Origin of the sequence: Streptococcus sp. KHUD_015, from assembly GCF_051106265.1 — a bacterium.
In the GTDB taxonomy this organism is placed as follows: domain Bacteria; phylum Bacillota; class Bacilli; order Lactobacillales; family Streptococcaceae; genus Streptococcus.
The window spans coordinates 49,315-61,546 of the sequence record NZ_CP193665.1 but is presented as its reverse complement, the minus strand read 5'-3'; the positions used below and the strand labels follow the sequence as shown (position 1 = coordinate 61,546).

The window sequence follows — 12,232 nt, the reverse complement described above, 5'->3', positions numbered from 1 at the left end:
TTAATTATATCACAAGCAAAAAAAGAGTCAAGAAAAAACGTGAAAATAGGCTTCATTCTTGAACTCTTCTACATTATTATCTATTGAAATTCTTTGACATCTCCATCATAAGTCGCCCAATCTTTGCTGAAAAAGCGCTCATTCAGATGGTAAGTCGGAGCTGGTGTGGGATTGGATAGGAAAGGATCAACTGCCTTGTCAAAAGCCAACCAACCCAACCAACCAAGGTGAATAGTATCCTTCATAAAGAAAGGTTCCCCACCATCCTTAGAAAAATCGGCTATATTTGTAAAACCTTGACTTTCTAGCTGGTAGCGAATCTTCTGCACCGTTTGTTGGTACATATCCTCTCGTAGACCAGCATAGTCCATCCATTTTTTATTAACAGGTGGAATGATAAAAATCGGGTTTACTTTAGATTTGGAAAATTGAGTTAAAACCAACTGCAAGTCATTATACTCTGGCGACTTAAGATAGGTAAAGCTTTTCTGAGAGTCCTTTAATTTCTTCAAATCCTTCTTGATCTGCGTATTATAGAAATAATTTTCCATTCCCAGATCATTATTGGAAGTATTCTTTTCAGCATCTGCTCTAACAATATCTTCTATCGCTTGATAAGAAAACTGGTCTGGCAAGGTCTTTAAATACTTAACTACATGCTTATCATAATTGACATAGCCTCTAACTGAAAACTGACCAAAAAAGGAAGCTTGGTGTTGGTTAAAACGAGCCAATAATTCAATCATTTCATTATCTGCCGTCGACAATTCTTCTTTACTTGCCAACTTCTGAACCTGGTCCTTCATAGCTACGTTTGGGAACTGCTCTAGTAAGCGAGTCGCTGCATATTGACTAGCCTGATCTCCAGATTGATGTTCCAGAAAACTGGTCAACTGGTCTCCATTAAAATACTGCTGAAAAGCTGCTGGCTCATAGCCATTTTTACTGAACCACTGAGGTGAGATAACATACACAACTTGTTTATTCTCCAGTTGTGGCAACATCTGTTGCATTCCAAAATACTGGTTAAGCGAGGCAGCTCCCCTCTGTCCTAAAAGATAGGGACGATAAGAGCGGTTGTATTTCTCAGCCAAGACTGCAGGATGGGCACCGTCAAAACGAAGCCATTCACTGGAGCCAAAGAAGGTAACAAAACGCATATTTGGATCAGATAGAGCTCTGACCTTTTGACTCCTCTCCTTAAAACTATCGATAGTAGTAGCCACCGCCGAACGCTTCTCAGCTCCCAAATCATGGCGCATCTCAGCAGGATAGAAAAAGATGAGCAGACAAACCAACAAACCAGCTATCAAGACCGGTCCGAAGATCATCCATAAGCGTTTAAGCATTTTGTAGCTCCACAATACCAGCTATGATTTTATTAGCTGTGTTCCAGTCATCACGACCAAACTCTGTAACAGGAACACGAATGTCAAAGCGATTTTCAATCTCCACAATCAATTCAACCGTTCCCATACTATCCAAGACACCTGCATCAAAAAGATCTTCATCCATCATGTCAGAAACATCTTCCATAAACAACTCATCAATAATTTCGATAACTTCTGATTTGATATCCATATTTTATTTCCTTTTATTTTTTAAACCATAGATCATTCAAGAATCCAGAAAAGATTAAGAATGACAGCATGACGACATGGAAGGTGATAACCATGCCAAGCAACTGAATCCAGCGATTCTCAGGTAAAGCAGACTTCCCTGCTTTTTTCCGTTCCTTATTGAGTGTTTTTTTCTTGCGAATCCAAGCGTCATTGACGACCAGCCCAATCCCATGAAAGAGTCCATAGGCGATATAGTACCAGGTCACTCCATGCCAAAATCCCATAATCAGCATATTTACAATGTAGGCCACACTTGAGGTTACATTACGATTCTTAAAGACCTTCTTTCTGGTCAACACCATCACCATTCGCATAAAGACAAAGTCACGGAACCAGAAAGAAAGACTCATGTGCCAACGATTCCAAAACTCTTTTAAATCCCTTGATAAAAAGGGTTTGTTAAAGTTGATGGGGCTACGGATTCCCATCAAGTTTGAGATGGCTAAGGCAAACATAGAGTAACCTGCAAAGTCAAAGAAGAGCTCCAGACCAAAGGTATACATGACCGCTAAAACATAGAGATTAAAGAAACCACCTGACTGCAGGGCTAGATTCTTCAGAGGAGGCAACAAAGTCTCTCCGAGAATATGGGCCAAGATAAACTTGTAGAGAAAGCCCCACATGATATAGCGAACAGATTCATCCAGCATATCCATCAACTCATCCCGCTCAGGAATGGTCTGATAATTTTCATTAAATCGCTTAAAGCGATCGATTGGGCCACTTGAAAAGGTCGGCATGAAGAGAAGGAAACGGAGGAATTCCCAGAGGGTAAAATCCTTAATCACTCCATCTCTCAGCTCGATGATAATCCCAACCGAACGAAAGGTCAGGTAAGAAATTCCCAAAAACCCAAGCAAAGACTGCGTTCCATTGATAGCTGGCTGCACCTTGACAAAGATAATCGGAAGGAGGGATAGAAAGCTAACTAGGTAGAAGACCCACTTGCCATCCTTGCTTTTTCGATAATGCTTGTAGAAAAGCAGGAGCACTATTTCCCAGCAAAGGTAAATACCCAAGGCAGCCAACTGATTGGTCTTCCCACCTACCAACATGGTGACGATAAAGAAAAGACTAACCAGTACTTCATACCAGGCAAAGCGTTTCTTGAAAAAGAGACCGATAAAGATGGGCAAGGTTGCAGCAATCACATAGACAAAATACTGAGGATTTCCGTATGGCTCTAAATGAGGAAGCTGTTGAAAGAACTCCATCATCTCTTATTCACCTCGTTAATTAATCCTTTGATGTCAATTTTTCCATTTGGAGTCAGTGGCAAACTGTCTCGATAAAGGAATTTAGACGGCATCATGTAGGACATCATGATATCTGTTAAATCTTCCTTGATAGCCTTGGTAATATCAATATCTCGCTCAAACTGCTCACGAACACCGTCTTTCAAGATGACATAAGCCAATAGATTTTGCACCTTGTGGTCTTTATTATAACGTGGCACAGCTACAGCAGACTCGATAAAGCGAGACTTATTGAGGTTTTGAGAGACATCTTCTAACTCAATGCGGTAACCGTTGAACTTAATCTGGAAGTCCATGCGTCCGCCGTAGAGAAGTAAGCCTTCATCTGTCATAGTTCCCACATCTCCTGTATGGTAGGCTAGTAGACCTTCAAACTCAAAGAAGGCTTCTGCCGTTTTTTCAGGATTGTTCATATAACCTTTTGAAACGGCTGGTCCAGAAACAATGATTTCTCCCTGTTCGCCATTTGGCAGTTTATTTCCTTCCTCATCAATGATAAAGGTTGGAGAATCGCCCTTGGTATAGCCGATTGGGAGGCGTTTGAGAGTCGTCAACATCTCATCTGTCACGGCAACCGCTGATAGGGCTACTGTAGCTTCTGTTGGGCCGTAGGCATTGATAATACGGGTATTTGGGAAACGTTCGCGTAGTTTTTGAGCCGTTTTAACCGTCAATTCTTCGCCATCAAAGTAGAAATGCGTGATTCCAGGCATTTTCTCGCTATTAAAGTCTTCAGACAACATGGCCATATCTGCAAAAGAAGGGGTTGATGTCCAGATAGCGATTGGCAATGAAAAGATGGTTGCAAAGAGTTGCTTAAAGTCCTGAGTGATGGCTGAAGGAAGAGCGAAAAGCGTACCACCCAGTGCCAAGGTCGATGCCCAGTACATGACGGACAGGTCAAATGAATAAGGTGGCTGAGCCAGCATTTGCGGACGACTTGGCGTCGCAAATTCCTTATCCGTAATCATCCAGTTGGTAAAACTGAGGAGGTTATCATGGGAAATCTGTACTCCCTTAGGCTTACCAGTCGTACCAGACGTAAAGATAATGTAGTAGTTATCATCACCCTTGACTGGATGCGTAATCTCATAACTAGTCCCTTGAGCAAAGGCTTCTTGAACCTGAGCTAGAGTCATCATTGGCGTAGAAACCTGTTCCAATGGAAAGTCTGAGATAGCAATAATCAAGCTTGGCTCTGCTACTTCTAAAATAGCCGAAACTCGCTCCAAAGCCGAATGGCTATCAATTGGAATGTAGGCATGACCTGACTTAGTCAAGGCTACAAAAGTTGCCAACATTTCATACTCTTGACCACCAAAAACGACCACAGGAGACTTCTCAGGCAAGCCTAGTTGGTCAATGGCTGTAGCCAAACTATCCGAATCAGCCTTCAAATCGCCATAAGTGTGTTCCTGCCCCAAAACATTATAAACAGGATAGCTAGGCTGGGTCTGAGCAAAATGCTCAATGGTTTCAATCATATCTACTATTGGTTTATTTGACATAATAAGGATTCTCCTTCAAGTTAAAATTCATTATAGATAAAGCTTCCTTGACCCTGACCAAGATAGCTAAAAAAGTAAAGTAGCCCTAGAAAGATAATAAAATACAAGGCTGTCCGACCAAAAAAGAGGTACAATTCTTTTCTCTGTTTCATCAAGAAAAACCATTCATTTCTGTAATTTTTCGCTAAAATAAAATCAATTTCTTACTAATTTATTTTTCTGCTATTATACCACTTTATAGACTAGTTTTTCAATTGTTTACCCGTCTATTTTAACTACGTTTCAGTAACATTAATTTGTTCCATATGATTCTTTCTAATGATAGCTTGAATGCTTTTCAGTATAAATTATATGGGGGCTACAACAAAGTAGGCTCCATACTACCTATAGAGGATTTCTCCACTATAAATATTATAGAGCCCTATCTTATGTCTCACTTTATCGGTGCAGTTCCCTTTATCTAGAGATTTTTATAGTATGTAATCCTAAAATTCACTATAGATAAATTCTTGAATGTTCGAAAAATCGGTCACAAAACAATAAATCACGATGCTTAAGATAACCGTATAGAAAAATAACGTCCACAAGATTAAACGGTGTGTGTTAGTTATCTTGGTTTGCAAATTTGTAAAGTTCTTTTTCAACTTCCATCCATCCTTTCACTCCAACGTGCATCACATCAAATAAAAAGTAATCATCATACTCTCTGTTTCCATAGTTTAGTACTGTTGCACCATGACTTTTTGCAACATCTTCTATTTTTTTGTAAGTTTTTTCCCGCATCTCTCTTGAAACACCTGTGTAGTCGTTCCACTTCCCGTTTACTGGGAAAATAATGACCTCAACTTCAATGCCCAATTCCTTGGCAACTGTCAAGAAGAGTTCCATATCTGAATACTCTGGTGACTCGAGGTAGCTCAAATCTTTATTAGAATCTTTCAGAGATACATAGCGATCTTTAAGTAGGTATTGTAGTAGTTATTATCAACAGCATAATCATTATTGTCTGTTTTCTTTTTGACCTCTTCTACAAACTGATCCGTCAGTTTCTCCCAATCATAGTCTGGAGTTTTATCTCCTGATAAGGGATAATCTGATTTCTCATGATTTTCATAAAATTTTCGTTTGAGCTTAAAAGAATATATCACGTTATCTAACTCTAATAGTTTTTTATCAACAATGGTTCCTTTCCCATCTATGAAATAACTTTTGTATTTTTTGTAGATGTCATTTTGTTGCTTGTTCCCCTTGGTAATCTCAATAATGCGATTGATTAGTTTTTCTTTTGTTTCCTTACTAATCTTGTCATTATCTAGCATGTGGAAAATATGTTCTTGAGAAGCCTTGTTCAAAAATGCATCTTGATGGGTTCCATCTTTTTCAAACCACTGAACAGACTCTACTATAGCTACTCTTCTCTTACTCATAGTTCCCTCAATAGAGCCTAAGGTTGTAGCCTGAATGATATTTTGGGAATAACTAGTCCCAATCTGCATGATATTGAAATCGTTATAGTTAAAAATTCTATTAGGATGATAATCTTCATCCTTTGTCGCAACCAACTCAGATGATCCCAATAAAACCAGTGTATTGGGAGTAATATTACTTGTCAGAATATCTCTACTTTTATATTTTTCATACGAAGTGCTATAGCGAATACTGTTATCCTCAACTTTATAATAATCATCAATCTTCTTGATATATGTCACATTTAAAAGGGCAAGCGTCGCAATTACGAGCACAAGCGATAGCAAAAATGCTTTTAATTTAATCATCTCGTTTCATCCTATCTCTTCGATCCGTCCGATTTCTTTTCTATCTCTTATCTCTTTAAAATCGTCAGTAAGATTTTATAGGGTTCACCTGAAAAGATAAAGAAACCAATCATAACCAGATTCATGGTCACAAACCAACTTAGTAGTTTATACCAATTTTTGTTTTTATTTTTCTTATAAAAAGTGCTTTTCTTTTGATACACTTCAAATCCAGCCATCAAGACACCGTGATAAAAACCATAAACAATGTAGCTAACACTAAGACCATGCCAAAAACCCATGACCAACATATTGACCATATAGGCGTAGATTGCATTGTGTAGTCTATTTTTAAACCATTTTTTCCTGATAACCTGCATCAATACTCTTGAAAACACAAAATCTCTCAACCAAGTCGACAAGGTGATATGCCATCTATTCCAGAAATCCTTGATATCGACACTCAAGAAAGGTTTGTTAAAATTCATCGGTGTCTGAATACCTAGAATATTACTACTTCCAACAGCCATTAGACTATAGCCTGCAAAGTCGAAGAACAGATACAAGGTATAGAGGTACATATACTTGATTGAGTAAACGACTGTGCCAGTATTATTTAGAGTGAGTAACATCTGGTAAACATAGGTTGATAAAACAACCTTGTAGAGAAGGCCTAGAACGATACGATACACACCGTCCCCAGCTAACTCTAGATACTCTTTCCGAGGCATGACCTCGTTTATCTCTTTTAAAAATCTCCTACTCCGATCAATCGGACCAGCACTAACCGTTGGAAAAAAGAGCAAAAACTGTAGGTAATCTTTTACACTGATTTTTTCTTTAATCAAGCCATCCGATATTTCTAGCATGATCTGAATAGTCTTAAAGGACATGTAAGAAATTCCAATAAAGGCCAACAGATGCAGAGAAGTTAGGGCAAAGACTTTATTAATCACTAAAGGAAAAATAGAAAGGAAAACCAGAGGTTTCAGCCGCTTTGTTTCTATCCTCTGTGCTATGAAAACCAGAAAATATTGATAAATTACAAAGGAGATTAAATAGACAATCATTGCTCTACTCTTGCCATAAATAGCTCCTGCAAATAAGAGGGAGAGCGCCAAAATATAGTAGTCCTTACGTTTTTCAAAAAAGTTTACCACAAAACCAATCAGTAAAACTACAAATAAAAGAAGGAAAAACTCATTCCCCTCGAAATAATTCATACCAGCCGAACTCCTTTTTTCTTTTTCTCATCTCTTGATTTATCTTTTTAGGATTAGTTCCTATCATATTACCAAGGATAGTTAAACTTTATTCATTATATCATAATTTAAAAACTATAAATACTTCTATTATCTAATTTCTTAAAATAAAAAATCTAACTGACTCTTAGTACTGAATCCCAATAATGAGGCAAAATTGTTCACACAATAAATAAAATTCAAGAACAAAAAATGGATGAAGGAACTAGTGAAGAATTCTGCTTTTTTAAACTAATACTCTTCAAAAATCTCTTCAAACCACGTCAGCTCTATCTGCAACCTCAAAACAGTGTTTTGAGCGACCAGCTTCCTAGTTTGCTCTTTGATTTTTATTTAGTATAATAAGATGAAATAAAAACTAGACAAATCAATTGGAGTAGTTAAATTGATTTCTAAAAATGTTTTAGAAATCAAAATGTACTATTCTAGCTTCAATCTACTATATAACATAGTCATCAACGCCAGTATATAAACTTTAAAAAATCAAAACGACCAAAATGAAGTGAGAAAATACTCCTTATTTTTAGTCGTTTTTTGTAAGTTATGTTTATTGCGGTATGAATAATTGAGTTTTAATATCTTAGAAAAGTGAGAATACAAGAACGGCCAAAGCTGCACCAATAACAGGTCCCACAACAGGAATCCAAGCGTAAGACCAGTCACCATCTCCTTTGTTAGGAATAGGAAGGAGGCTGTGCATGATACGAGGTCCTAGGTCACGAGCTGGGTTGAGAGCGGAGCCTGTAGTTCCACCGAGAGACAAACCAATCCCTGCAATCAAGGTACCAACGGCAAAAGTACCAAGTCCTGCTTGAAGGTCATAAAGACCAAGTGCAAAGATGGTCAATAGCAAAACAAAGGTTCCAAGGATTTCACTGATTAGATTGGAAGTAGTGTCTTTGATAGCTGGACCTGTACTGAAGGTTGCAAGGATATTTCCAGGATTTTCTTCTGCTAGGTAATGCGGTTTGAACTGTAACCAGACAAGGACTTGCCCCACCATGGCTCCAGCGAATTGAGCGATGATATAAGGAATCACAGATGCCCAAGCTAGTCCACCATTAAGAGCAACCCCAATCGTCACCGCTGGATTCAAATGTGCCGGACTTAACTTGCCAGAGATAAAGGCTGCCACTGCAACTGCAATCCCCCAACCAAGAGTAATGACGATCCAACCTGAGTTATGGCTCTTCGTTTTCGGAAGAACCACTCCTGCTACAACCCCATTTCCCAAAAGAATCAGGATTAAAGTTCCCAAAAATTCTCCAAATAATTCATTCATCATCTTTCTATCTCCATTAAAAAGAAGAGCGGGCGGCAAGGAATGCTGCCCTCCACCTCTTTTATTTTTTCTTAATTTTTTAATTCTGCTAAATCGTTGTTAGCGAGAGCTGCTTCGACATCTGCTCGATAGCCTGCTTTTTCTTCTTCTGACCAATCATAGAATCGTCCCATTTCATTCAAAACTGGCTCAACGATGCTATCCAAACTATCACGCATAAAGAGCATATGGTTGGTACGACGAAGAAGGAAGTCAACTGGGCTCAGAGCCAACTCATTGCGCATTGCATAGTGAAGTGACAAAGTATCTGCCAAGCTGAGTCCTGGTGCTTGTTCCAAGCTGTGAGCAAGAGCAAAGACTTTCGGTGCATTTGAACCGTAAAGATTTGCTAGGTAATGAGCTTCCTTGCTATCCAAACCACGTGACACTCCAAGTTGCGCAAAGGCTTCGATTTCTGAGTCCACATTTGCTGGGTTCAATTCTCCACCTGAAACAGGGTAAGTCTTAGAGTTGATGAGTTTAAAGCTGCGGTCAAATTCTGCTTTAAGGATGTCAACCACGCGCTCCATAGCTCCTTCAGCCATCTTACGGTAGTCTGTGATTTTACCACCAGCAAGGGTCAAAAGGCCATTGTCATCACGATCCAAGCTCGAACCACGAGAAACTGCAGATGGATCCAAATGTTTCTCAGAGGTACTGCTTTCAAGCTTGCTGACAGCAGACTCAACATCTTCACGCGTTTTTTCTTTAGAAAGATAGGATTCAACAGTCGCAATCAAGTTGTTAAAGCTTTCATCACTGATGGTTCCATTATTTCCTCCGTTGTAGTCAGAAGCGCTATTGCCTGCGATCAATGGACGAAGACCTGCCCAGCTGCTTTCGATATCATCAATGGTGATGTTGGCTTCTGGGAAGCGGTTATTGACAATGCCAAGTAGGTAATCTACATCTTCTTGAGTTACTTTTGGATGTTCCAAGTCACCTGTGTAGTCTGTATCAGTTGTACCAAAGTATGTCTTGTTTTCACGTGGAAGAACAAAGACCATACGGCCATCACCCAAACCTGTGTCAAAGTAAACTGGTTGTGAAACCTTGATCTTGCTTGAATCCACTACTAAGTGAACTCCCTTAGTTGGACGCATTTGTGAGAATTGTGTTCCCTTATTAGACAAATTGCGTACCTTGTCGCTCCAAGGACCTGTTGTATTGATAACCAGACGAGCCTTGATTTCAAAGACTTGGTCTGTCAAGAGATCACGAGCTACGACACCTGTAATCTTGCCACTTTCGTCAAAGAGGAAGCCTTCTGCCTTCACGTGGTTAGCAATGAGGGCACCGTCTTGGTTGGCACGTTTAATGTTTTCAATCACGAGACGCGCATCGTTGTTACGGAAGTCAAGGTAAACCCCACCTCCTACCAAGCCTTCTTTCTTCAAGTTTGGCTGGCGTTCCAAGACTTCTTCCTTACTCAAAACCTTGTTAGCAGCTGGTGTGTTGTTAACTCCTGCCAAAAGGTCATACAAGTCCATAGCTACTTTAAGACGGAAGAGGCTAAAGGTCGCTCCATCTTCATCGTAAACTGGCAAGAGCATTGGATCCGGTTTTGGAATGTGTGGTGCGATTTGTTGAACCACAGCACGTTCAGAAACCGTATCTGATACCACTTCTACGTCGAATTGTTTGAGGTAACGAAGACCTCCGTGAACCAATTTAGTTGAACGGCTGGATGTTCCTTCTGCGAAGTCCTGCATTTCAATCAAACCAGTCTCAAGACCGCTAGCTGCCGCCTGCAAAGCTACACCAGCACCGGTGATTCCTCCACCGATAATCAAGAGGTCCAAGGTACGTTCCTGCATTTTTTGAATTGATAATTCACGTGTTTTCTTTGAAAATTCCATATTTACACACTTTCTAACTAAGTCGCTTTATTCTTCCAGTATTAGTCGTCAATTTCCGCAAAGACTTGGGTTGCTTTCACAGCCTTCTTCCAACCCTTGTAGAGTTGTTCCTTGCGAGATTCGTTCATAGATGGCTCAAAGAGTTCTCCTGTCTCGTTCAAGAGTTTCAACTCATCCAAGTCTTTCCAGTACCCTACTGACAAACCAGCTAGGAAGGCTGCTCCTAGAGCTGTTGTTTCCAAGTTTTTGGCGCGTGCAATATCGATTCCCAAGATGTCAGCTTGGAACTGCATGAGGAAATTATTCATAGCTGCACCACCGTCTACTTTCAAGACCTGTATAGCTGTCTGAGCATCCACTTGCATCGTATCGATAATATCACGCACTTGATAAGCAATTGATTGAAGAGTTGCCTTGATAAAGTCTTCCTTACTTGTTCCACGAGTCAATCCAAAGACAGAACCGCGAGCGTTTTGGTTCCAGTATGGAGCACCTAAACCTGTAAATGCTGGAACGACATAAACTTCATCATTGTTGTGAGAATCACGAGCGTATTTTTCAGATTCTGGTGAATTTTCAACCATGCGAAGACCGTCACGAAGCCACTGAATGGCACTTCCTGCGATGAAGATAGAACCTTCCAAGGCATAGTAAACCTTGCCGTTAATTCCGTAACCAATGGTTGTCAAAAGATTGTTTTCAGACAACTGCATCTCTTCCCCAGTATTCATGATGATGAAAGAACCTGTTCCATAAGTATTTTTAACCATACCAGGTTCAAAGGCCAACTGTCCAAAGAGGGCTGCCTGTTGGTCACCAGCCATACCTGATATCGGCACTTCTCCACCGTAGAAATGGAATGGCGCTGTCTTACCGTAGATTTCAGAGTTAGAACGAACTTCTGGAAGCATAGCCTTTGGAATGTTGAGAATTTCCAAAATCTCATCATCCCATTTAAGTTCTTTAATGTTATAAAGCATGGTACGGGCTGCATTTGAGTAGTCGGTCACGTGAGCCGCACCGTCAGTCAATTTCCAAACCAACCAAGTATCAATGGTACCAAAGAGCAATTCACCCTTTTCAGCTCTCTCTTGAGCGCCCTCTACATGGTCTAAAATCCAACGAACCTTGGTCGCAGAGAAGTAAGCATCGATGATCAAACCAGTCTTTTCATGGAATTTTTCCACATAACCTTGGCTTTTCAGTTGTTCAGCCAAAGGTGCTGTCTGGCGTGACTGCCAAACAATAGCATTGTAGATAGGAAGCCCTGTTTTCTTATCCCAAACGACCGTTGTTTCACGTTGGTTGGTAATCCCGATTGCCTCAATCTGACTTGGTTTCACACCACTTTCGATGAAAGCACCCGCAATAACTGACTGTACAGAATTCCAAATTTCATTGGCATTGTGTTCTACCCAACCTGCGTGAGGGAAAATTTGAGTGAACTCTTTTTGACTAGAGCTAACTTTTTCTCCTTTTTTATTAAAGATAATGGCACGAGAACTTGTTGTTCCCTGGTCAATGGCCATAATGAATTTTTCTTGTGACATGTGATGTCCTCCTCATAAAGATCTTGAGGATGTCTCCTCTTTACACTAACTAGTATACAAAATAAAGCGCTTTCTTGTTTATCAACTTTTTTTAATTTTT

The 12,232-nt window shown here is 39.8% G+C and carries 9 protein-coding genes and 1 pseudogene; all 10 read right to left on the bottom strand.

Features of this window, described 5'->3' with window-relative positions:
* Nucleotides 1-80: 80 nt before the first annotated feature.
* Nucleotides 81-1,349 (bottom strand): D-alanyl-lipoteichoic acid biosynthesis protein DltD, encoded by a 1,269-nt coding sequence (gene dltD / locus ACORHU_RS00305; protein WP_434364521.1) that lies wholly within the window; start codon nt 1,347-1,349, stop codon nt 81-83.
* Nucleotides 1,342-1,581, bottom strand: a complete 240-nt coding sequence (dltC, locus tag ACORHU_RS00300) for a D-alanine--poly(phosphoribitol) ligase subunit DltC (RefSeq protein ID WP_000351967.1) — start codon at nt 1,579-1,581, stop codon at nt 1,342-1,344. The genes dltD (ACORHU_RS00305) and dltC overlap by 8 nt, the downstream gene beginning before the upstream one ends.
* A 13-nt stretch (nt 1,582-1,594) precedes the next feature.
* Nucleotides 1,595-2,839, bottom strand: a complete 1,245-nt coding sequence (gene dltB, locus ACORHU_RS00295) for a D-alanyl-lipoteichoic acid biosynthesis protein DltB (RefSeq protein ID WP_434364520.1) — start codon at nt 2,837-2,839, stop codon at nt 1,595-1,597.
* On the bottom strand, nt 2,836-4,386 hold the full coding sequence (gene dltA / locus ACORHU_RS00290) for a D-alanine--poly(phosphoribitol) ligase subunit DltA (protein ID WP_434364519.1): 1,551 nt from the start codon (nt 4,384-4,386) through the stop codon (nt 2,836-2,838). The genes dltB (ACORHU_RS00295) and dltA overlap by 4 nt, the downstream gene beginning before the upstream one ends.
* A gap of 20 nt (nt 4,387-4,406) precedes the next feature.
* Nucleotides 4,407-4,538 carry a teichoic acid D-Ala incorporation-associated protein DltX gene (locus ACORHU_RS00285; protein WP_004262018.1) on the bottom strand — a complete coding sequence of 44 codons (132 nt, stop codon included), beginning with the start codon at nt 4,536-4,538 and terminating at the stop codon, nt 4,407-4,409.
* A 451-nt stretch (nt 4,539-4,989) separates the two neighbouring features.
* Nucleotides 4,990-6,161, bottom strand: a pseudogene (gene dltD, locus ACORHU_RS00280) (D-alanyl-lipoteichoic acid biosynthesis protein DltD).
* Nucleotides 6,162-6,208: 47 nt separating this feature from the next.
* Nucleotides 6,209-7,363 carry a D-alanyl-lipoteichoic acid biosynthesis protein DltB gene (gene dltB, locus ACORHU_RS00275; RefSeq protein ID WP_434364518.1) on the bottom strand — a complete coding sequence of 385 codons (1,155 nt, stop codon included), beginning with the start codon at nt 7,361-7,363 and terminating at the stop codon, nt 6,209-6,211.
* 619 nt (nt 7,364-7,982) lie between these two features.
* Nucleotides 7,983-8,687 carry an MIP/aquaporin family protein gene (locus ACORHU_RS00270; protein WP_434364517.1) on the bottom strand — a complete coding sequence of 235 codons (705 nt, stop codon included), beginning with the start codon at nt 8,685-8,687 and terminating at the stop codon, nt 7,983-7,985.
* A 68-nt stretch (nt 8,688-8,755) separates the two neighbouring features.
* Nucleotides 8,756-10,582 carry a type 1 glycerol-3-phosphate oxidase gene (glpO, locus tag ACORHU_RS00265; protein ID WP_434364516.1) on the bottom strand — a complete coding sequence of 609 codons (1,827 nt, stop codon included), beginning with the start codon at nt 10,580-10,582 and terminating at the stop codon, nt 8,756-8,758.
* Between the two features lie 41 nt (nt 10,583-10,623).
* Nucleotides 10,624-12,132, bottom strand: a complete 1,509-nt coding sequence (gene glpK / locus ACORHU_RS00260; RefSeq protein ID WP_434364515.1) for a glycerol kinase GlpK — start codon at nt 12,130-12,132, stop codon at nt 10,624-10,626.
* Between the last annotated feature and the right edge of the window lie 100 nt (nt 12,133-12,232).

What these genes read in the sequence shown, in the direction of transcription:
- ACORHU_RS00270 (WP_434364517.1), bottom strand. Translation starts at nt 8,687, where the DNA reads ATGATGAATGAATTATTTGGAGAATTTTTGGGAACTTTAATCCTGATT.
- dltD (WP_434364521.1), bottom strand. Translation starts at nt 1,349, where the DNA reads ATGCTTAAACGCTTATGGATGATCTTCGGACCGGTCTTGATAGCTGGT.
- dltA (WP_434364519.1), bottom strand. Translation starts at nt 4,386, where the DNA reads ATGTCAAATAAACCAATAGTAGATATGATTGAAACCATTGAGCATTTT.
- dltC (WP_000351967.1), bottom strand. Translation starts at nt 1,581, where the DNA reads ATGGATATCAAATCAGAAGTTATCGAAATTATTGATGAGTTGTTTATG.
- dltB (WP_434364518.1), bottom strand. Translation starts at nt 7,363, where the DNA reads ATGAATTATTTCGAGGGGAATGAGTTTTTCCTTCTTTTATTTGTAGTT.
- dltB (WP_434364520.1), bottom strand. Translation starts at nt 2,839, where the DNA reads ATGATGGAGTTCTTTCAACAGCTTCCTCATTTAGAGCCATACGGAAAT.
- glpK (WP_434364515.1), bottom strand. Translation starts at nt 12,132, where the DNA reads ATGTCACAAGAAAAATTCATTATGGCCATTGACCAGGGAACAACAAGT.
- ACORHU_RS00285 (WP_004262018.1), bottom strand. Translation starts at nt 4,538, where the DNA reads ATGAAACAGAGAAAAGAATTGTACCTCTTTTTTGGTCGGACAGCCTTG.
- glpO (WP_434364516.1), bottom strand. Translation starts at nt 10,582, where the DNA reads ATGGAATTTTCAAAGAAAACACGTGAATTATCAATTCAAAAAATGCAG.